Origin of the sequence: Lysinibacillus sp. KCTC 33748 (assembly GCF_002237755.1) — a bacterium.
In the GTDB taxonomy this organism is placed as follows: domain Bacteria; phylum Bacillota; class Bacilli; order Bacillales_A; family Planococcaceae; genus Lysinibacillus.
The window spans coordinates 436,707-459,891 of record NZ_MWSJ01000001.1 but is presented as its reverse complement, the minus strand read 5'-3'; the positions used below and the strand labels follow the sequence as shown (position 1 = coordinate 459,891).

17 protein-coding genes are annotated in these 23,185 nt (G+C 37.9%); 1 reads left to right on the top strand and 16 read right to left on the bottom strand.

Annotated elements, in window-relative coordinates; genetic code table 11:
- Nucleotide 1 precedes the first annotated feature (1 nt).
- The 11 genes from B1B04_RS02005 to B1B04_RS01950 form a co-directional block, all read right to left on the bottom strand.
- A complete protein-coding gene (locus B1B04_RS02005) occupies nt 2–1,489 on the bottom strand; it encodes a hypothetical protein (RefSeq protein ID WP_079559662.1) in 1,488 nt (495 codons plus the stop codon).
- Between the two features lie 12 nt (nt 1,490–1,501).
- Nucleotides 1,502–2,350: an ABC transporter permease gene (locus B1B04_RS02000; RefSeq protein WP_079559661.1), complete on the bottom strand. Its 849-nt coding sequence runs from the start codon at nt 2,348–2,350 to the stop codon at nt 1,502–1,504.
- Complete coding sequence (locus B1B04_RS01995; RefSeq protein ID WP_079559660.1) at nt 2,347–3,282, bottom strand: ABC transporter ATP-binding protein; 936 nt, start codon at nt 3,280–3,282, stop codon at nt 2,347–2,349. The genes B1B04_RS02000 and B1B04_RS01995 overlap by 4 nt, the downstream gene beginning before the upstream one ends.
- Entirely contained in the window at nt 3,282–5,678 is a 2,397-nt protein-coding gene (locus tag B1B04_RS01990) for a hypothetical protein (RefSeq protein WP_079559659.1), read from the bottom strand. The genes B1B04_RS01995 and B1B04_RS01990 overlap by 1 nt, the downstream gene beginning before the upstream one ends.
- Before the next feature lie 615 nt (nt 5,679–6,293).
- A complete protein-coding gene (locus B1B04_RS01980) occupies nt 6,294–7,181 on the bottom strand; it encodes a LysR family transcriptional regulator (RefSeq protein WP_079559657.1) in 888 nt (295 codons plus the stop codon).
- A gap of 68 nt (nt 7,182–7,249) precedes the next feature.
- Nucleotides 7,250–7,690: a cyclic-di-AMP-binding protein CbpB gene (gene cbpB, locus B1B04_RS01975; protein WP_079559656.1), complete on the bottom strand. Its 441-nt coding sequence runs from the start codon at nt 7,688–7,690 to the stop codon at nt 7,250–7,252.
- Nucleotides 7,691–7,939: 249 nt separating this feature from the next.
- Nucleotides 7,940–8,179, bottom strand: coding sequence for a short-chain dehydrogenase (locus tag B1B04_RS01970; protein ID WP_079559655.1), 240 nt, complete (start codon nt 8,177–8,179; stop codon nt 7,940–7,942).
- A gap of 68 nt (nt 8,180–8,247) precedes the next feature.
- Entirely contained in the window at nt 8,248–9,015 is a 768-nt protein-coding gene (fadH, locus tag B1B04_RS01965; protein ID WP_079559654.1) for a 2,4-dienoyl-CoA reductase, read from the bottom strand.
- A gap of 601 nt (nt 9,016–9,616) precedes the next feature.
- On the bottom strand, nt 9,617–10,801 hold the full coding sequence (locus B1B04_RS01960) for an iron-containing alcohol dehydrogenase (RefSeq protein ID WP_079559653.1): 1,185 nt from the start codon (nt 10,799–10,801) through the stop codon (nt 9,617–9,619).
- Between the two features lie 16 nt (nt 10,802–10,817).
- Nucleotides 10,818–11,579, bottom strand: coding sequence for a 3-hydroxybutyrate dehydrogenase (locus B1B04_RS01955; protein WP_079559652.1), 762 nt, complete (start codon nt 11,577–11,579; stop codon nt 10,818–10,820).
- An 85-nt stretch (nt 11,580–11,664) separates the two neighbouring features.
- Nucleotides 11,665–13,185 (bottom strand): CoA-acylating methylmalonate-semialdehyde dehydrogenase, encoded by a 1,521-nt coding sequence (locus B1B04_RS01950; RefSeq protein ID WP_079559651.1) that lies wholly within the window; start codon nt 13,183–13,185, stop codon nt 11,665–11,667.
- A gap of 252 nt (nt 13,186–13,437) precedes the next feature.
- On the opposite strand from B1B04_RS01950, the gene B1B04_RS01945 reads away from it, so the two are divergent.
- Nucleotides 13,438–14,052, top strand: a complete 615-nt coding sequence (locus B1B04_RS01945) for a TetR/AcrR family transcriptional regulator (RefSeq protein ID WP_079559650.1) — start codon at nt 13,438–13,440, stop codon at nt 14,050–14,052.
- A 143-nt stretch (nt 14,053–14,195) separates the two neighbouring features.
- Here the strand turns inward: B1B04_RS01945 and B1B04_RS01940 are convergent, their stop codons facing one another.
- The 5 genes from B1B04_RS01940 to B1B04_RS01920 all read right to left on the bottom strand — a co-directional run bounded on the left by B1B04_RS01940 (nt 14,196) and on the right by B1B04_RS01920 (nt 22,634).
- Nucleotides 14,196–16,199 (bottom strand): GGDEF and EAL domain-containing protein, encoded by a 2,004-nt coding sequence (locus B1B04_RS01940; protein ID WP_079559649.1) that lies wholly within the window; start codon nt 16,197–16,199, stop codon nt 14,196–14,198.
- A gap of 28 nt (nt 16,200–16,227) precedes the next feature.
- Complete coding sequence (locus B1B04_RS01935; RefSeq protein ID WP_079559648.1) at nt 16,228–18,384, bottom strand: RNA degradosome polyphosphate kinase; 2,157 nt, start codon at nt 18,382–18,384, stop codon at nt 16,228–16,230.
- Nucleotides 18,374–19,927 carry a Ppx/GppA phosphatase family protein gene (locus B1B04_RS01930; RefSeq protein WP_079559647.1) on the bottom strand — a complete coding sequence of 518 codons (1,554 nt, stop codon included), beginning with the start codon at nt 19,925–19,927 and terminating at the stop codon, nt 18,374–18,376. The genes B1B04_RS01935 and B1B04_RS01930 overlap by 11 nt, the downstream gene beginning before the upstream one ends.
- Before the next feature lie 261 nt (nt 19,928–20,188).
- Nucleotides 20,189–21,091, bottom strand: a complete 903-nt coding sequence (locus B1B04_RS01925) for a chemotaxis protein (protein WP_079559646.1) — start codon at nt 21,089–21,091, stop codon at nt 20,189–20,191.
- 214 nt (nt 21,092–21,305) lie between these two features.
- On the bottom strand, nt 21,306–22,634 hold the full coding sequence (locus B1B04_RS01920) for an MFS transporter (protein WP_079559645.1): 1,329 nt from the start codon (nt 22,632–22,634) through the stop codon (nt 21,306–21,308).
- Between the last annotated feature and the right edge of the window lie 551 nt (nt 22,635–23,185).

Here is a 23,185-nt window from a genome sequence, read left to right as displayed (position 1 = left end):
CCTACTGAGACTCAATTGACGTGAAATAAGATTGCACGACTTTTTGTAAATCCTTCGGTAATTGTAAACGCTCTGAGCTTTCTAAATAGCTATCTTTATAGGAGCCTATAACTTCCTCATATGGACGGATAGAACCTTTAGTAATGGGACCATTTCCTTGTTGCTCTGAAACATGTGATCCTTCGCCTAATGCCCCACTATCAACCGATGTCTGACTAGAGCCACCAACTCGTTTCGGTGTCGTTAATAAATCGCGACCACCCTGCCCTGCGCCTATACCGCTACCACCTGCTGAACCAAAACCATTGCCCTGACCTTGGCCTTGGCCTTGACCTTGGCCTTGACCTTGGCCTTGACCTTGGCCTTGACCTTGGCCTTGACCTTGGCCTTGACCTTGGCCGTTCCCTTGACCTTGCCCTTTTCCTTGTTGATTGCTTTGACTCGATCCTTGTCCCTGACCTTGACCACTAGCCTGTTGAGAACCGTTTTGTGAATTCCCCTGTTGCCCTGTTTGACCTTGTTGATTACTTGGCTGTGAATTCGCTGAAGACTGTTGATTTTGATTTGAATTAGCATTATTTTGCTGATTGTTATTGCTAGTATTGGCACTCGCAATAGCATTTTGTAAGGAATTACTTGCAGGCTTCCCAAGCTTGCTCATAGCTATCTGAGTATCATTGGCATTTTGCGTCAGCTCCTGCTGCATTTGGGCAAGCTCTTTCAATTGCTCCACTTCTTCCTTCGATAAGCCTTGCTCGTCAGAAGCGCCATCCTTACTAGCCGTTTGCTTATCTTTTAATTGTTGTTCCTTTAAAGCAAGTTCCTTTTGCTTTTTCACGACTTCACGTAATGCTTCTTCAGCTGTCTCTGCCTCTTTTAACGTATTTTGCAATTCTTTTAATTGCTCTTTCACTTCTTTTGTTTCTGCTTTTTTCTCTAATTTAGCAACTTCCTTCTTAACGTCCTCAATGACAGCTTTTTCTTTTTCCACTTCAATTGCTTCAATTTGTGTAGCTGCTGGGAACATATAAAGAATTGCTAGTACAGCAGCTGTTCCAAACAACCCAATCAACGCTTTTGGACGGAACAAGTTTTTCTTTCGAGCCTTAAAGTCAGCAAACGCCTTTTCAACGTTTTCTACTGCTTTCGTTCGTAAAGATTGAACGAGTGGGTCCTTATCATCCTCGAATGATAAGGCTGTCACTAGCTCATTGTGAGAAAAATAATCATCCAGTGTATGCAATGCTGCCTTTTCCTTTACACGCTTCCACCACATAAATAGTACAGTTGCTAGTATGACAACGATAAAGGTAGTAAGAGCTGTTTGGCGATAATACGGCCAAACAAAGAGTCTTGAAACGAGGAAGAGGGAAGCACTCGAAAGCAATGCAAAAAACAAGCCGTACTGTGCAATTGGAATGCTTCGTTCTACCGTTAAACTCGTCTTAGCACGTTGAATATATTTTCGTAATTGCTTACGATGCTCCATAAGATTCCCTCCTTATCGGTTGCTTTTCATATTGGCGCGTAATTTTTTAATCGCAATGGTTAAACAAAAAACAATAATCAATGAATAGACTATTAAATAACTAATCCATACAGGTAATTCCACTCCCGAAACCTGTGCTAATGCATCGCCCATAGATGACGAAGTAAGTGTAAGCATTAATGCACCTGGGTTAATAGAAGCCCAAAAGTAAGCCATATAAGAAGTCGTAGTACCTAAGGCTGTATTCCCCATTTGATGGAAGGCCACTGTTAAAAAGAAGAAAAACGCTGTAATGCCACCTAAAAAGATGATCGAACCATACGTAGAAATCATCGCAACAATTGTTCGCTTTGTAATCGTTGAAAACATAACACCAATACTACCAATTGCTACGACTGTTAATAAATAAAATAAAAATATCGAGATTAATTGAGATGGCGATACGCCACCAAATAAAAATACTAAACTATATAATGGTAATCCTGCGATCAGCATCAATACTAAAAATGCTACCGAGGATAATAATTTTCCAACGATGATTTGAGTAGAGCTTTGTGTCGTTGTTAGTAAAATATTTAATGTTTGCTTTTCCCTTTCGCTACTTATTGCACCGGCCGTTAAGCTTGGTGTAATGAAAAGAACAAGAGCCATTTGTAGTATTGTTAATACCGCAAACATCATAAAGCTTGTTTCTGGTTTGAAGAAACCTTTGCCTGTAAAACCAGTTGTTATAAGCAAAAACCCTGCGATAAAAATACAAATAACCGCTAAATAAAACATTAACCCTGAAAAGCTTTTAAAAGAACGGAAGCGCAACTTCAATTCTTTTACGAATACCGGATTATAAAATCGTTCCATCATTGATTGTCCGCTCCCTTCGTAATAGCCATAAAGACATCCTCTAAATCTTTTTCCTCTTCGCTTAACGCATATATAGGTAAATTCGCAAGTATAGCTTTTTTCAACAATGCTACCTGATCCGCATCTGTTCCACGGTAGTTAAAGGCTATCTCTAAGCGATTCTCTATTACATCTATAGAGGAGATTAGTGGATCCTCCTCCAAAAATGCACGTACCTCGTTTAAACAATCCGTTACTTTAACTACGATACGCTTCTCCCCCTGTAGCTGTGCTTGAATGGAAGCTACATTGCCATGCGCGATAAGCTTACCATTATCGATCACGCCGATTTCATCGCACATTTCTGCAAGCTCGGGCAAAATATGTGAGGAGATTAAAATCGTTTTTCCCATAGATTTTAAATTCCGTAAAATATCACGCATTTCTACTCGTGCACGTGGATCCAAACCTGATGCAGGTTCATCTAAAATTAATACTTTAGGATCGTGGATAAGAGCACGTGCTAAACATAGACGCTGCTTCATCCCTCGTGATAGTAAATCAACATAGTCATACCGTTTATTTGTTAAGTTTACTAGCTCTAGCAGCTGTGGAATTAGTACTTTTCGTTCAGCTGCCCCAATGCCGTAGCTGGCACCGTAAAAGTCTAAGTATTCGTCTACTTTTAGTTGATCGTAGACGCCAAAGAAATCTGGCATATAACCAATTAGTTTTCGTAATTCCTTTGGTTCCTTAATAACGCTCTTTCCATTAATAAAAGCATCACCCGAAGTTGGAGACAGCAACGTTGCTAAAATCGAAAATGTAGTCGATTTACCTGCCCCGTTGGCACCTACAAAACCAAAGACAACCCCTTCCTCCAAAGATAGATTCAAATGATCTAGTGCCGTAAAGGAGCCATATCTTTTCGTTAAATCACGAATTTCAATCATTATTTCGCCACTCCCTTCAGCTCTACATCTGGTAATTTCGTTTGCTCACCCGTTTGATCTGGTCCGAATTTAACCTCAATCAACAATTCACCATTATTATTGAAGTATTTTTTTATGTTATCTGTGAACACCTGTTTCGTATCTACCAACGGCTCATAAGTTTTCGTCTCGTTATTCCAAATCGATAGCTGCATACGATTACTATCCTTATTCGAAATCGTCAATTCGTTTAATGTTTGAACTGAATTCATAAAATGATCTGGCATCGCGATGGATACTTCATATGAACCATTTGACAAATACCAACTATTTAACTGCTCATCAATTTTGTCATAATTCGAATTAGGAGATAGTGGGCTTACTGAGTACGTAAAGTTATTACGCTTCATTGTAAATGGACCCGATAGCTCTATTTTGCCATCAAATGGCTGAACCAAATAAGTAAGCGGAGACATATCCGCACCTGTTTCCAACTCAACCCCAGCTATAGCTTGATCGGCCCATGCTGTAATGACAGCCTTTTTCTCTTTTTCTACAAGCGGTAATGCCATAGTTTTCATTGACTCGATACGTGCAGGATCCACTTCTTCCTTCTTCGTTGGATAATTACTGTAATTGTAATTTGTAAAATCAGATGGTTTTTGAAGAACTGTTGCTTTTAGCTCCTTATCAACTTTAAGAGTACCGTTCGCTGCAATGTCGCCAAGTTTAACTTCTTTAATGCCAGAGATTAACGTAACGTCCTTTAAGGCAAACGGGAAATTATTCTTAATAGTCCCAGTCAGCTTTTCATTTTTCAACGTAATATCGATATCCATTTTGCCAATATTTTGTGCCGCCGTTTTCCCTGCAAACGACTGAATAGACCAATAACTTAAATCACGTAGTGTCAGCGTTGAACCATTAGCATTTTCCTTAATATAGGATATTTCATGTAAATCCTCTATTGTCCCTGCGAAATCATTAGAATTTCGCAGCGCGAATGCACTTGAATTCTTATCTGTATTCACAACAAAATCACCACTACGATTTGTTAAAATGGACTCTACGTAGTAACCATTTAAACTACTATCTTCATTTACTTTATAAAATGCAGATTGTTGAATTTGCGGCTGCCCAATTCGATCTTTTGCACCAACAATAAATAAAGCAATAGATAACACAATGGATATCGCGGGAATGATCCACCATGCATGCTCACGTTTGTCTATTTTCTTTAAAATGAAATATAAAATAGGTCCGATTATTAAAATATATAAAATGATAACAATGAGCATATAGCTAACAGATACTTCAAACGAAGGGAATAATTCATTCATATAACGCAAGTCATTTGAAATTTGCTCCAGCGACGACTGTCCATGAACCATTTGTTGTGACATCTTTTGAATATTTATCAATTTCGCCACTAATGATGGATAACCATCCATAGACGAAAGTGGTTGGTCCCCTAAAGAAAACGTTGTTTGAATAATTTCTCCACTGCCCACATTTTTCTTAGACGCTAAAATCTTATTGTTTTCTGCTAATAAAGGAATACTTCCTTGATTTTCAGTGGCTTCATAAATAGAAATAGGCTGTGTAAAAGCCCCTCCGCCTGATAATTTCGATAGTCTATCTGCAGAAACGGATGTCATTTGTTGTGATAAAGTTAGTGGTAAATAATCCTTAAAAATAGCTGCTGTTGCATTTACTTGATCAGTAGCACCTATTAATAATGTTCCACCATTCTGTACCCATTTTAGTAAAGACTCTTGTTGCTTTTGGGATAAATCAGCACTAGCAATTTCATCGATGACGATAACATTCGCCATTGCAAACCCTTCTGTATCCTCTGGCAATGTGTAATCCTTCATTTGCTTTAAATTGAACACTTCAACATTATTTTGAGAAGCAAATTGAGAAAGGCGCAAAAATGCTGATAAGCGATCACTATTATCCGTTAATGTATAAATAAAAACGGCTGAAGGATCTAAAAGATTACTTTGTAGCTGCTTTGTTCCTTTATAAGCAACCTTTTTCCCCTTTTCTATGCCCCCTTCAAAAAATGCAAACACATCTGAATTCGAGTAATTATAGTTATCGATACCATCTAGATATATATCAAATGTTTTTTCTTCTCCTGCCGCTATATCTATCGGAAGCACTTTCGCTGTTGTAGCTTGATAGGTGCCAGAAGCATTGATGACCATATCTCCAGAAAAATCTGCACCTATATTTTTTACTGTTACTTGAAGCGGCACAACTGATTGGTATTTAGCCTTACCTGCAATCCCTACTTTAGCCTGTACCTCTAACCTAGCAGTTGCAGTAGCACTTGCCTGCTCCACAGGAAGAATAAGGCTAATAACAAACATGAATAGTAGTATGAATACCGTAATATTCGTTTTCTTCAAAAACTCAGCCCCTTTTATGTAAATTGATGGTTAAATAATTATACGTTTTTTATTGCACTTTGTTTCATTTCTTATGACATCTTCATGAATATTCATAAACTCTTAAGAATTAGTTAATTATCAAAACGTGGGGTTGATTTCCGTTCCGACTGGGCGCTTTGTTGTTGCTGACGCTTCGCTTTCGCGCAGAGCTTCCTGGGGGCGTCCGATGAGCCGCTTCACTCGCAAAGCTCGCTCCAGGGTCTCGGGCCAACAGATGCCTTTTGCGCGAAAGCGTGAGTGCAACGTAGCGACAGCAGAGGGTTTTGGTTTTGGTTGTGCGAAAGCGCAGCGACAGCAACAGCACGATGTTGGTCACGAAGGCGTTATCACAGGACGTGATGCTTTTAGCCTTCGTTCCTCTATATCGCTGATCTCCGAGGAGTCGCCCAGCCTCCACTCCAATCAACTTATACATGGCATATGTTTTTAACAAATCGAAACCTAACGTAATAGGCTCAAGAAATTTTTTATAGAGTGAAGCTTTAATCAGTGGGATTTTTTATGGACGTTAATACCAATAAAAAAAGCAGCCCCTAGTGAAAATAATCACTTGGGACTGCCTTGATAGTATTCTTATTTCGTATAATCAAACAAACATCGTGCATGGTCTTGCACTACCTCTACAAACGCCTCTACTTGTCGTAACTCAAATGAAGATTCATAGCCAATTAACCAAGTATCACGCGTTATACCAAATTCTTTTTCATTATTAGTTAATGCAATTTTATTAATACCATCATTGTCATTTAACGTTATTGAAGGTAAGATAGCGTAACCGATACCATTCAATGCCATTTGCTTACAAATTTCAATCTGATCAACTAAAATTTGTTTTCGTGGATTTGAAGCGAAATGCTGACGCCACCATTGTTGAATTTCCTGATAGTAATTGGAATCACTTTTAAATTGAATAAAAGGTCGATCTGTCGTCAACACATCTTCTATCGTTTTTAACTCTTTATCGACTAAATAAAGGGTGTCACGGAAAAGATGAATCTTTTCCCCTTTCCAATCAACCTGCCCACGCACAATCCCTACATGAGCCTCACCCTCATAAAGTGCTTTTACAATTTCAGAGCTCCAGCCGGTCATAAGAGAAATTTTTGCATCAGGATATTTCGATACAAAATCCTTTAATATTATCGGAAGCCAGTTTTGTCCGACAATCGATGCACAAGCAATTTTCAATGTCCCGTTTACTTTCGTCGTTAATGACTGGATTGTTTCATAAATCTCTTCTTTTTTGCTGAGCATTTCTGTTGCATAGGCAATAATAAGCTCTCCAGCAGGTGTCGCCGTAAGTCCTTTTTGCGAACGAATAAATAATTGCGTGCCCCAGTCTTTTTCAATAGTTTGAAGCCTTTGAGAAAGCGCCGGTTGCGATAAAAATAAACGTTCTGCTGCTTTACGCATATTACGTTCCTCTGCTAGTACTTTTAAAATTTCAGCCTCCGTTGCCATCAATCAGTAAACCTCCGTTACAAGCAAAGAGGGCCTCATGATTTTCATCTGAGTCCCCTCTTAAACTACTACTCTTTTTGATAAATATATTTTTTCAATTGCTTTAGAATAACTCGTCTCGTTAAAATTCCGGCAAATGTTCCATCTTCGTCCACAACACATAAAAAGGCGTGGTTAATTACTAAGTCTAGAGCCCGCTGAAAAGTATCCGTCAATTTCAATACAGCGATATCTTTATCCATTATCGTATCCACTTTAATATCAGGTAGCTTTTCATACTCAATATGTTCTAGTCCAAGAATAGATTCAGTAATCATTTTCATACTTAGTAAACCTTGAAGTCGATATTTCAAATCTAAAACAGGTATCGAAGAATACCCTGTACGTGTCAGTACTAGGAGTGCATGTTCCGCACTATTTCCACTTTGTACATGCGCAACCTTTTCAGATGAAATAATAAAATCACTAATTGGCATTGCTAATAAGTCTTTGCTGTTAGTTGAAATCATGAACTTCTTCTCCTTTTCTGTCCCCGCTTTGCAGAACAGGATGCTTCCCTTTTATCATATCATAACTTTTCCTTATATGACCACGACAAGGCCGAGAAGAGTTTTTTATTAGCAACGAATATTTTAGCAATTTGAAACAAAACTAAGTATCGAAAGTGCATATATAAAGAAGGTTTCACCTGAGAGAAATGGAAATATCTTCATTCAGCTATATTTAAAAATATGAGCTGAATGAAGAAAAAAATCTTTTTAATAACCGTACTTACTCCAATAATAAAAAATCATTATCCCTAAAAAGAGTAAAAAAATGATATATACCCAGACAATCGGGTTGAGCATCGTCGAATAATCTTCAACGGTTTCTGAAATCGGCGTATCATTTTCCGATTTCCGCTGAGACGTCATTTTGGCAATCTTCAGCGTTGACACAAGCGAAATAGCAGAGATAATCGTAATGGCAATAAGAGCCGGTATTAACCACATACCCATCGGCAAAACTCCTTTCTTTGCCCTTAGTATGCGTCAATCCAGCTCTCCATTATGCAAAAATATTTATTTTAGAATGGATACTGATTGAGCCATTGCCCACCATCAAGTGTCACACATTCCCCATTCATATATCTTGCTTTATCAGACATCATAAATGTTGCTAAATCAGCAATTTCTTCAGGCGTACCTGTACGACCTAACGGAACAGAGTCCAATGTACGAGCCGCTGCAGCCTCTGACTCCCAAAGCTTATCTGCACCACCTGTACGCTCAATTGGACCTGGAGCAATTGCATTTACTCGAATGCCATATTGTTTCCCCCATTCAACAGCTAACGTTCGAGTCAATGACAATACACCTGCTTTCGCTGCTGCCGAATGAACAACACCAGCACCTGCATTCCATGCGTAAGTTGCAACCATATTAAGAATAGAACCTTTAATATTATTTTGGATCCAATACTTACCGACCGTAGAAGAACAAAAGAATGTCCCATTTAAAACGATATCAACAACAGCCTTCCAACCATTAGGAGATAAATCCTCTGCACGCACAATAAAATTACCAGCTGCATTATTCACAAGCCCATCAACCTGTCCAAACTTTTCAACAGCAAATGCTAGCATCGCCTCCGCATGCTCAGGCACGCGAACATCCATTTGAAATGTTTCAATCGTTTTTCCCGCCTCTAAAATAAAAGCTTTCGCCTCTGCTAGCCGCTCCTCATTACGACCTGTAATGACAACATTTGCCCCTTCAGCAACGAATTGCTTCGCCATATAAAGCCCCATTCCACTAGATCCACCAGTAATAATAATTGTTTTCCCCTGCAACATACAGTTTCCCCCTTTGTAAAAATGAATGATGATTCACTTAAATATTACTATATTTTCTTGAATATGTCATATTAATTCTACAAACCTATGGAGAGGATGCAAGATTGAAAGGTTCTTCTAGCTGGGATTCTTATGTTGCAGGGTATTCGCGGGTATTTTATTGTTGCGCGCGGGTATTTGCTTTTCTTCCGCGGGTATTTCACCTACGCGCGGGTATTCTCTTCTCTTCCGCGAGTATTTCACCGCTAAGCGCGGGTATTCTCTCCTCTTCCGCAAGTATTTCACCTACGCGCGGGTATTCTCTTCTCTTCCGCGGGTATTTCACCGCTAAGCGCGGGTATTCGCTTCCCTTCCGCGGGTATTTCACCTCTAAGCGCGGGTATTCTCTCCTCTTCCGCGAGTATTTCACCGCCTCGCGCGGGTATTTTCTCCTCTTCCGCGCGAGTATTCCCCCCCATTAACCTTGATTACTCGCTCTAGTAGCTTCCTTTATAACACATCCATTAACGGATTGGAATATTTTTCCTAATCAATAAAAAAATAGAGTTACAAATTACATATGAATTTGTAACTCTATTTTAGACAGTCTCATTTCGAATTCCTAAAACTCATAATGGTAAGCAATTTTATAAAGCTCCATTAACTCTTCTTGGGTTGGAACTTTAGGGTTATTTCCGGGGCTACCGCTGGCAATTGCATCAGTTGCCATTTTCGGAATAGCATCGTAAAACGCTTTTTCATCAATTCCCCATTGTTTTAAATTACCTATATCCATCTTCTTGCACATTTCCTTTATAGAAACAATAGCTAAATCGGCAAGCTCTTCTTGAGATAACAGTTCATTATCTTTATTGAAAAACTTACCGAGATCCGCTAGCCGATCGACACAAGTATCCTTTGAAAATTCTAATACTGCCGGGAGAAGCATGGCATTTGAAATTCCATGTGGTACATGGAATAGCGCTCCTATTGGACGAGACATGCCATGTACTAAAGCGACAGAAGCATTTGAGAATGAAAGACCTGCTTGCATTGAGCCTAGTGACATCGCTTCCCGCGCATCAATATTGTTACCTTGCTCATAAACTTTTAAAATATTATTAACAATTAGCTCCATAGCTGATAATGCAAGGGCATTCGAGTACGGATGTGCTAAACGAGATAAATAACTTTCAATGGCATGACTTAACGCATCGATACCAGTCGCCGCAGTGATAGATGGTGGAGATGTAACCGTTAAAATCGGGTCAACAATAGCTATGTTTGGCATAAATGCGGGCTGCTTAATCATCATTTTTACTTCATTATTCGTATTAGTAATGACGGTTGCATCTGTTGCTTCTGAGCCAGTTCCCGCTGTTGTCGGTATTGCGATATGTGGAATCGGTGCTTGCTCTGCAATTTTTGCCATCTTCATATAATCGCCAATATAACCACCATTCGTTGCGACTACTGTGATAGCTTTCCCTGTATCGATACAGCTCCCTCCACCGACGGAAATAATAAGATCACAACCCTCAGACTGTAAAATATGGAGCCCCTCCGCTACATACGTATCCACTGGTTCCGTTGTTACGCCTAAATAAGAAAACGTTTCCAATCCATTGTCTCTTAAGAATGTGCTACATTGATTAACAAAGCCTAAGCGTTCCATGATCGGATCACTAATGATAAGAGCCTTAGTCCCTAATTTTTTTGCATATACGCCTACTTCTTCAAAAGAATCTCGTCCATAAACGATTGTTCCTGGTGAATGAACTGTATAGATTGTTTTTGTTTGAATCATATTTATCCCTCCTAAGCTATTGTGCTGTATAACCGCCATCCAAAAGTATTGCTTGACCTGTTATACCCTTTGCCATATCACTAGCTAAGTAAAGCGCAAGTCCTGTAACTTCCGATACATCTAGTAAGCGTTTTTGAGGGATGAGTGGATATAGCACCTGCTCAAGCACTTCTTCTACTTGAATTCCCCTTGTCTTTGCCAAATCCGTAAACTGATTACGCACTAACTCTGTATCGACATACCCTGGACAAATAGCATTCACGGTTATCCCCTTAGTTGCAACCTCTAGTGCAGCCACTTTCGTTAAACCGACAAGCCCATGTTTTGCGGCATTGTATCCAGCTTTACCTGCAAACCCAATAACGCCATTAATAGATGCCATATTAATAATGCGTCCATACTTATTTTTCTTCATATGTGGTAAGACATATTTCATCGCTATAAAAGGCGCAACAAGCATCACTTTTTGCATGGATTCGAAGATTTCTGTCGCGAAATCCTCTATAAGAGAAACATGCTGAAACCCTGCGTTGTTGATTAAAACATCTATTGTCTTAAAATTTTTAACAGTAAAGTCAATCGCATCACATATTGCCTGTTCATTTGTAACATCGCATGTGTATGCAGTTAATTGCGGATTATGCTTAATTGCCTCTGCTAAAAGCTGTTCATTTATATCTGTTATCACTACATTCGCTCCCTGCTCAGCAAACGCTAATGCCATGGATAACCCGATACCACGAGCTGCCCCAGTAATAAAAACTGTTTTTCCTTTCATGCAATCCCTCCTGAGAATAAAGGATCTTACCTAGGATTTGAGCCATTTAAAAAGAGCTGTAAACGAATACAGCTCTTCATTTGTATTAGTCGTTATTACTTGGGAATGCAAACGTAGATGCTGTCGATGCCTGACCTGTCATCCAACGTTCTGATATTGTTTTTGTTTTTGTGAAGAAGCGTGCTTGATCTGGACCAAACATATGGCCTTCTCCAAAGCGAGAACCTTTAAATCCAGCAAAGTTATGGTAACCAACTGGAATAGGAATTGGTACATTCACGCCCACCATACCAACATCGATTTCTGTTGTAAATTTACGGGCTGCTAAACCATCATTCGTAAAGATTGTGACCCCATTTCCAAGTTCATGCTTATTAATAAGTTGGATGGCTTCGTCCAAGGAATCAACACGTACAACATTTCGAGCTGGACCAAATATTTCTTGATCATAAATTTCCATGCCTGGTTTTACGTTGTCTAGCAAAGTTGGTCCTACAAAGAATCCTTTTGACTCTTTGACAATATCAAGTTCGCGACCATCACAAATAACTGTTGCACCTTCAGACTCACCTCGTTCGATAGCCGCAATAATCGCTTCTTTCGATTGCTGTGAAATGACAGGCCCAAAATCTGTCTCTGGATCTGTATATGAACCTACCTTCAAATTAGCGATTTTCTCCTTTAAGATTTCAACAAGACGATCTGCTGTATCCTTTCCAACAGGCATAATCGTAGAAATGGCCATACAACGCTGAGAGGCTGCTCCATAAGCTGCCCCGATAAATGCATTTGCTACCTGGTCAAGATCTGCATCAGGCATCACAACCATATTGTTTTTCCCTCCACCAAGTGCGGTAACACGTTTACCGTATTTCGAGCCTGTTTCATAAATATATTTGGCAACTGGTGTCGATCCTACAAATGAAATTGCTTGCACAATCGGGTTTTCTAAAAGCTCATTCACTGCATCTTTATCTCCATTTACTACCGTCCAAATACCATCTGGTAACCCAGCTTTTTTCCAAAGCTCACTCACATACAAGGCAGTCATAGGAACACGCTCGGAAGCTTTTAAAATAACTGCATTGCCGACAGCAATTCCCATACTTGTTTGCGCTAAAGGCACCATAATTGGGAAGTTAAATGGCGAAATAGCCGCTACTACACCTAATGGATATTTTGCAGAGTAGGCATTAATCTGACCACCGACATTGACAGAATACTCCCCCTTCATTAAATGAGGTGCACTAATAGCTAAGTCAACGGACTCCAAACCACGTGTAATTTCACCTTTCGCATCCTCAATTGTTTTGCCGCTCTCTGTACAAATAATTTGTAAAAGCTCCTCCATATTTTCAGTAATAAGATTACGGAACTTTAATACAACTTCAGCACGTTTAGCTACTGACGTATCTCTCCATTGAGGGAGTGCTGCCTGTGCCTTATCAATTGCCTCCCTAGTTTCTTCTACAGTTGCAAGTGGCACCTTGGCAATCACCTCACCCGTCGTAGGATTGTATACAGAACCAAAGCGACTACTTTTTCCTTCCACAAGCTCTCCACCAATGAAATGCGTTAATGTTTTAACCTCATGTGCTGTTGTCATATTTATTGTCCCCCTTTAAATTTGTTTAATTTTTAATCTTAAAAAGCTACAGGCCCATTCTTCCTTAAAAACCAAATGTGCACTAGCCAACTCCAATCTTTTATCGTAACATTAGTACGATAAAATCCAAATGACCGCAGTCATTGACCTTAGTCAATTAAATCATAATCAAAATAATTCCATATCGTCAATAAAAATTTTTATATTTTCAGATTTTTATAAAAACATCTTGATTCGGAGGAATATGAGAACATGAATCCACTAACGAGCCGTCAAAAAAAGGCATTAGAAACACGGGAAAAATTACTTAAAACATCTTTAGATTTATTTAATAAACATGGATTTGAGCATGTATCCATTGAACAAATTACGAAAGCATGCCATGTATCAAAAGGAACATTTTACACTTATTTTCCATCTAAATACGATGTTATTTTAGAAAAATTTAAGGAACTAGATCGTTTTTATAGCACTGTAGAAAAAAAGATCGACTCTTCTTTACCAACAAGTGAAAAAATTTTAACGCTTTATCAAGAGCAAATGAAGTATTTAACGAACGTTGTGGGCAAGGATTTATTGCGTACAGTCTATACTGCAGCGATGACAAGTCAAGTGGAACAAGATCATTATTTAATTAGTCCACAAAGAAAGATATTCCAAATAATTAATACTTATTTAGAGGATGGCATTCGGCTCGGAGAATTTCGTCAAGATTTGCAGCTTACTCAAGTGCAGGCTATTATTCAGCGTTGTATGCGTGCAAATGTCTATGATTGGTTAATTCATAATGAAGACTTCAATTTATCAGTGGAAATGGCGCAATTTACAGCTATTGTGCTTGAAGGATTAAAAGCAGAAAATAAATAACTATTAGAGGTTGCATAGGTGGAAAGTGCATGAGCATGAATCGCTCGGAGAAATGACCGGGTATTACTCACTTCCCAAAGCTCTACAACAAAGTAGCACTTCATCATGAATAATTGGATGAAGTGCTACTTTGTTTGTTGGCTTTAGCTAACAAAATATTTATTAACAATGGTTTCTACTGGTAATGGCTTGTTATATAAATAGCCTTGTCCTTTTTGGCATTGGTGGCGTTTTAGAAAATCGACCTGTGATAGTTCCTCGATTCCTTCTGCTACGACCTCCAACCCTAAATTATGGGACATTGAAATAATGGCTTTAATAATGGCCTCATTTTTATCATCTTTAGTAATATCCGCTATAAACGATTGGTCAATTTTTATAATATCTATCGGATAACGTTTTAAATAGCTTAAAGATGAATACCCCGTTCCAAAATCATCAACGGAAACATAAACACCTAGCTGCTTCAATTCGGTTAAAATTGAAAATGTTTCATGGACATTCGTCATGGAGCTTTCGGTAATTTCCACCTCTAATAATTCAGGTGGCACATTATATTTTTTCAAGGCCGCTTTAATTTTCCGAGCAAAGTTTTCTTTTCTAAATTGTTTTGGCGAAATATTGATAGCAATTCGTACTGGTCGATAGCCATTCATCTGCCACTCTTTTTGATAGCGACACACCTCGTCAATAATCCAATCCCCGATTTCAATGATTAAGCCTGATGCCTCTGCAATGGGTATAAACTGTGCAGGAGACACAAAGCCAAATTTCCGGTTATTCCATCGTAATAATGCCTCAAAGCTATTAATACTGTTATTCGCTAAATCCATTTGTGGCTGTAAATGAATACTTAGTTCGTTAAATTCGATAGCACGACGTAAATGCGCCTCCATTAGTGCTTCATTTGGAAAAATAGTTGTCGTATCTTCACGATAGTAACGGTAGTGTGAACGACCATGCTCTTTTACAGAAAATAATGCTTTATCTGCTTTACGTATAAGTGTTTCTAAATCTTTGCCATCCGCTGGACTAAGGGAGATACCAATCGACACGCTAATAAAATATTCCTGCCCGTCAATCATGAATGGCTGTTTTAATGCATCTAAAATAGCGTTAGACGTCTGTTCAATTTTGTCGACTGTTGCATCTTTTAGAACAAAAATAAATTCATCGCTATTATAACGATAAAACGAGCATTTGGAGTGACAGAGCTCACGAAGTCTTTGGCTAAACATTCGTATAAGTTCATCACCCTTACTTTCGCCAAGGGATTCATTAAATTTTTTAAAACGATCAATATCCATCAAAATAATAGCTGCTTGCTTATTTTGCTTTTTATCATTTAAATGTTGAAGCCACTGTTCCTTTAAAGCCTTACGATTCCAAATACCCGTTAATTCGTCCATTAACGCTAGGTAATAAAAGGCCTGATGATCATTCATAAATGAGGTTGCGTCTTTCACAAATAAATGTACACCTATAATTTCACCATTAAAGTATGTTGGATGCGTTCGTAAATAAAATGGTTCTTTACTTAACAGTCGTTGTTTAAACAAGCATTCTGGCATACCAAATGCTGAGCCCTCAATAGTTTTTGCAAATAGTAATTTAAATTCGTCGATATACTTGCTCTCTAATAATGAAAAAATATTTTGTCCGATCAAGCTTTGTTGTTCTTTTAACAACTGAGAAGTGGCAGCAACGTTTTGATGAATAATGCGACCTTGTAAATCAGTTGTTAACACCGGACATACGTGCTGTTCCACAAATTGCAAATAAGGTTCTACTTCATTTTGCAGCTCACGTAGAATAACTGCTACAACTGAATTTTCTAAGTGCTGTACACGAACAGCAAATGTTTTTACTTTGTGTTCCGTACATATTTCTAGCCTTTGCTCTAGATTCAATTGTTGTTGTACTATATTCGATAATTGTAGCCAGCATTGCTCCGTAAAAAATTGTTCAGCGTTGGTAGCTTTCACATCTTGTAGCGTCAAAAATGACGGTAGTTTATCGTTAAAATTAACGACCTCAAACGCTTTTGTACCCACTTTTCTCAAACATACGACCGCATCAAATGGATTAAGTTGTATGATTTGATGATAGTCTGCAAATTGCGCTACATTCTCTTTATATTTTTTCATTATATCCCTCACTAAGTAGCGTGTTTGCTTATTCTTCGTCTAGCGTAGGTTTTAGTGCATCCTTTAGGAAAATTTCCTGACTATTAATTGGATCTTCACCACGATTAAATTCTTTATAATGATACTTTCCATTGGAGTCTTGAATACGAGCTTTTGCTGTATCCTCAAGTTGTGTATTCATAATGTTAATAATACGAGCTTTGGCTTCACTTGCATATACTGGGAATAAAATTTCCACACGTTTAATCATATTACGAGTCATCATATCCGCCGAAGACAAATATACTTTATTTTCCCCATTATGATGGAACCAATAAATACGCGAGTGCTCAAGGAAACGACCTACAATGCTCGTTACTGTTATGTTTTCACTAATTCCAGGGATGCCTGGTCTGATGCAACAAATACCACGAATGATCAACTCTACTTTCACACCTGCAATGGATGCCTCATATAACTTCATCATTAAGTCTTTGTCCGTTAGTGAATTCATTTTAGCTCGAATAAAACCATTACCATGCTTCTTATGACAGGCAATTTCCTCATCCATTAAGCGGATAAATTCATCTCGAATATCAAACGGGGCTACAACTAAATGATTAAAAGTTGGTTTCTCTGTATAACCACTTAAATAGTTAAAGAAGTTAGTGGCATCAATGCCAAATTCCTTATCTGTCGTTATGATACCCATATCTGTGTAAATTTTTGCAGTTGCATCATTATAATTTCCTGTACCAAGATGAACAAAACGCTCAATTTTCCCATTCCGACGACTTACAACAAGCGTTATTTTCGAATGTGTCTTTAAGTTATTCATGCCGTAAATAACAAGGCAGCCAGCTTGCTCAAGTTGCTTTGCCCAAAGCACATTATTTTCTTCATCAAAACGTGCTTTTAATTCAACTAAAACTGTTACCTGTTTACCATTTTCTGCTGCAAGCTTTAAGGCTTGTATAATGGGTGAATTACCACTTACACGATATAAAGTTTGTTTGATCGCTAAAACGTTCGGATTAACGGCCGCTTCTGCAATAAAATCTACAATTGGCGCAAATGATTCAAATGGATGATGGAAGAAAATATCTTGTTGCAGCGCTTTTTCAAAAATATTTTCATCCGATTGCAAATCTAATGGTGGCTGTGGGATAAAGCTTTCATATTCTAAATGTTCTCGACCAACAGATATACCTTTTACAAAAGAGAACATAAATGTTAAATCTAGCGGCCCATCTATATGGAAAACATCCGTTTCTTCAATTTCGAATTCATCTAGTAAGTATGTTAGAACTTCCTCACTCATCTCGCCCTCACGAACTTCGAGACGACTACCTACACCCCATTTACGTTTTTTCAGCTCTTTTTCGATTTCTACAAGTAAATCTCTTGCGCCTTCTTCATGAATCGTTAAATCCGCATTACGTGTTAAACGGAAAGCCTGCGCTGATTTAACACTGTAACCATAAAAGAGCTTTTCTATATGCGCTACAATCACGTCTTCTAATAAGACAATAACCGTCTCTCCATCTGCTGATGGCACTTTAATATATCGATCTAAAACAGATGGGACTTGTACAATAGCTACCTTTTCATGATTCTCTATGTCCGCTTCATCTTGCTCCAATAAAACAAGTAAATTTAATGTTTTACCAAGCAAAGTTGGGAAAGGACGGTACGCATCTACAGCTACGGGTGTTAAAACAGGGAAGATTGTTTCTGCAAACATTTCATTGACAAATGCTTTCTGTGTACTATTTAAGTCTCTCATGTCTGCGATATGTACATTATGTTGTGGTAATAAATCATAAATTAAGTGTCTGTAAACTTCAGTTTGTCGGCGCACTAAGGCTTGCGTTCGTTCTGCAATTTTCGCTAATTGCTCTTTTGGTGTTAAGCCTGACTTATTTTCAGGCTTATGGAAACCTGCACGCACTTGATCCTGTAAACCTGCAACACGCACCATGAAAAATTCATCTAAATTCGAACTAAAAATTGCTAAAAACTTCAATCGTTCTAGCAGAGGATTATCGATATCCTCTGCTTCCTCTAAAACTCGTTCATTAAAGGCGAGCCAGCTTAATTCACGGTTATTATAGTATTGCGGTTTAGCGATTTCCTCTAGTAATCGACCTTGTATTTCTGTTGATTCCTTCTCATTTAACTGATTATTCGTAATTTCAGTTGTCATAATTGTTCAACCCTACTTCCACAAAGTTTATTTTTATCGGTATCTTTAGTGCGCGTTCTAGATGTTTTTTTTGTCGGTTTGCTTGGTATTTTTCAGCGGCCGCATTGTTTTTCACATAAATGCTAAGCTGTACATAATCCTCTTTTGTTTGCATCTTTATAGTTTTAACTATTGTTCGTTTAGACACATTTAACGCATAGATAAATTTCAAAAAAGCACCAAAGTCTCGTATTTTACGATACTCCTCACGACTCATCCATTCTGTAAACGGAGCAGCGAATCGCTGATAATAATCTTTATTTTTATACGAAGCTAAAAGTGCTAATTTTACACGTTCCTTATGACTTAACCCCTCGATAGATTGGTTGGCAATTAAATAAAAAGTATGCTGACTAGCCGAACTTAACTCAATATACTCCCCAATATTAAACACCCTCGCCGCTTTCGACAATAAGTGCAAATCTTTAGGATGATGTTGTAAATAACCAAAGTGGCAACATTCACGGTACAATTGATCTGTTAAATGCATCAAATAGTCCGCTTCTCCTTCGGAACGACCATACCGACGAGCAAATCTTTTAGCGTTTCCCTCAAACACATTGTACTTATCAAATGCACTTTTATCCGTTTGTAAAATACGCTGTATAATGAGCCCTTCTCGCAAACCTTTTTTTGTTATCTTGAACAATTTACTGCCGACAACTTCCATTAATACATTGAAAACCTCTAATGCAGGAACGATAATATCCGCACGATCTGTCGAAAGCCCATCTAACTGTTTTAAATCATGAAAGCTTAAATTATTTAAAAATACACTAAGCTCATCTAAATTGCCCTGCGTCATTTCGTAGCCATGTACACTTGCGATTGGATATGCATGTTTTTGTTGATGAATTTGGGCAATATTTCGAGCACTACCGCCAATAGCAATAATCGGTAAACCGATATTCTGAATCCATGAAAGTGATTTGAACTGTTCCTTCACAAATGCAATAAGTTCCTTTTTTTCACTACCATTCATAATCTCGCCCTTTACGAAACGTTGCTTTAAAGAAACTGTACCAAACGCAAAACTATGAGATTTCTGTAGTTCTTTATTTTCAAATAGCGTTATTTCTGTACTACCGCCACCAATATCAATCGTTACAGCAGACTTTGTGCCTATAGAATGCGCCACTGCAACAAAGCCATAATATGCCTCTTCTTCTTCAGTTAAAAGCTCTATTTGAATGCCTGTCTGTTTTTTCATTAAGGTCAGTATTTCTTCTCTATTGGTTGCCTGACGGATTGCAGCTGTTGCAGCAGCTTTAACATCAGTCACTTCATAATCATCAAGTATTGCTTTATAAGTCAATAATGTTTCTGTTAATACTTGTATACCTTCTTCAGACATTTCACCAGAGGGCTGTAAATATGTACGTAGACGTGCAACCGTTTTAATATTTCCAATCTCACGAAGTCCCTCATCTTTATCATATCGATACAACACTAAGCGAACGGTGTTTGAGCCAATATCGATAATAGCGGTTTTTAATTCATTCAAATAATCACTTCCTTAGCGCATGCATAGTATTAATGGATCTACATTAAATATTGAGGTGAACATATCTATGAACATTGTATAGACACCTCAACAAATAGAACTTTATTATTTTGTTCCTAGCCTCATGTATCTATACAAAAAAAGCCGGAGCCTATAAGAGGCATCCGACTTTCTTGCATTATTAATATTCTTTCAGGATACCCATTATTAATATTGTGAAGTACCTTTTCCAACTTTTAAAAAACATAATAAAATTTTATTTTATATGATAAGTTGGTCGATTCGTAAAATAAGCTCCGTAATTTCTGGCTTACTAATTTGATCCTCTGCACCTACTTGGTCACCTTTATGACGAAGATCATCCGTAATTAAGCTTGAGAAAATAATGACAGGAAGCTTTTGGAGATCTGGATGCTCCTTTATTTTACGCGTTAAATGATGCCCATCCATTTGTGGCATTTCAATGTCCGTCACAACTAATTGAATATGCTCGGCTACATCACTACCACTTTTAACGATAGCTTGGAGGTATTCATAAGCATCATGGCCGTTTTCAAAGAATTCAACATTCTCATAACCTGCTTCATTCATAGTATCGAATAAAAGCTTACGTAGTAATGGTGAATCTTCTGCAATTAAAATTCGTTTTTCAGAACGCTCACGTTTACCAAGCTTTTTAACGGCATCTACACTAATACCAGAGTCTGGATTTATGTCTACCATAATTCTCTCGAAATCAAGCAATAAAATCATTTGCTCGTTTTGCTTAATAACACCGATAACTTGTGATGTTCCTCCCTGATACATATCAGATGGCTTCTCGATTTGATTCCATGAGATTCGGTGAATCTGTGTTACATTATCTACATGAAATACTACACGCTGTTTATTAAACTCAGCTACAATATATTTTTGCTGAGAACTACGCTCTTGACTTTGAATACCTAATACTCGGAGCATATCAACTACTGGTAATACCTCACCTCGTAATTGAATAATCCCCTCTACATGCGGGTGCGCGTGTGGAATAAATGTTACTGGAATCGGTTGAATAATTTCCTTTACTTTAATAACGTTAATACCAAATTTATTATTAGCTACTTCAAATTCAACAATTTCTAGCTCATTTGTGCCACTTTCTAATAATATACCTTTATGTTCCAAAGCAACCCCGCTCCTTTCTATCCAACTTCTATTTATAATTCAATTGTATCATAGGCGATACATTTCTCCTACTTGCTTTTTCCATTTTTATCACTAACATGGCTCGACATCCATAACACGGGTGAACTACCATACAGAAAACGAAAAGCCAAATGGCTCATCAAACGCCCTCAGGAAAGCGTTCAGCCGAATATACATGAAATGCGTATATGTCTTATCTAATATCATCTCCAACTTTTGAGCCATTGACTTTTAAATGTATCAATAGGCCAATTATCGTCATTACAATTAATGTCGATAACGCAACACGACTTGCTAGCGTTCCATATTCTTTCATCCATAACGTAACGGTTCCGTAGACTGCTGGCCCGATAATGGAGGATACTTTACCCGAAAATGCAAATAAGCCAAAAAACTGACCCCGTTTTTCTTCTGGAGACAATTCAATAATATATGTTCTAGATGTTACCCACATGGATCCTAGCGATACGCCAAACATACTACCTGCAAGCCAGAACATCCATTGCTCAGTCGCAAAAACAGCAAATGCTAAAGCAACTATCATTAATATTGCCACCATGGTTATCGCACGTTTGGCTCCGATTGCTTTTGTAATATAACCAAATGCAAAAGAGCCAATAATAGTTGACACCGTAGACACTAAATAAAGTACGATAAATTGACCTGAAGTAAAGCCTACGATTGTTGTTGCATATACAGCCATCATTGCAATAGTTGTTGCAATTGCATCATTTAAAAAGAAGTAAGCAATCATAAAGGTGAAAATAGCTTTATATTGCTTCATGTCCTTAAAGGTTTGAACAATTTCCTTATACCCATCTAAAAATTTAATAGGCTTTCGTTGAGACGCTGGTATTGGTGTATCTTTATTAATAAAAAATAATGGCAAAGAAAATAATAAATATAAAATGGCAGTCGGAATAAATGCTCGATGGAAACCACTGTTTCCTACGTACAAATAAACAAGTAGTCCCAAGATTGTACCAAGATACCCAATCGCTACCCCATAGCCAGAAATAAGGGGCATTTCCTCTTTTGTCCCTAAATCTCCCATCATGGAATCATAAAATACTAGACTGGAATTAAAGAAAAATTTTGCGATGATAAAACTAGCTACAACTAAAAACAAACTAAGAGGCACACCTGAAAAATTTGTTGGCGTCTGTAAATTCGCAAAAATCCCCATCATAAAAGTAAAGAAGATAGAAATAGATGCAAACCATACTATAAATCTCTTTTTATAGCCTGTTTGATCAATCCATACTCCAAAAAGTGGCGAAAAAACAACGAGGAACAGGCTAGCAATCGCATTCGCATAAGAAATAAACGTGCTTGCCACTTGCTGCATTACCTCATTCGTCCCTAAAACCTCATCCATATAAAACGGGAAAAATATCGTATTAATATTTGAAGAAAATATTGTATTCGCAAAATCATAAAATGCCCACGACAAAATTGGCAATGATAAATAAAGTGCTAACTGACTCCGATGCTGAACGTCTACTGTTGAATTCCGCTTCATAAAACCCTCCTCCCATTCTCTATATTATTAAATAAATTCCCTCATGTAATAAAAAATACCTTTTATTTAATGAAAATTAACACTATTTACAATATACATGCATTTTTATTTAACTAACACTCTAAAATGAACGAATCTCCACCTTTGCTGCGAGCTACTCATAATAAAAAAGATATCCAAGCTCTCCACGCTTGGATATCAATATGTTTTTTGAAAACTATTTTGTTAATTAAGTTTTGAGTAAAGTATGATTCTTCCGCAAAGCGTGGGATTGATTTCCGTTCCAACTGGGCGCTTTTCTGGGGGCTTCCGATGAGCCGCTTGGGGCAACAGGATGTTGGTCACGAAGGCGTTATCACAGGACGTGATGCTTTTAGCCTTCGTTCCTCTATCGCTGATCCCCGAGGAGTCGCCCAGTCGTAACGAAGATCAATCACTTCACATAACATGTATCATCTTGTATGAAAGCTAATTAATAAAACTAAAAAAACTTCAGCAATGTATTTTATGTGCGAAGCGACAGTAGCAACAACAAGATGGAGGAACGGTAG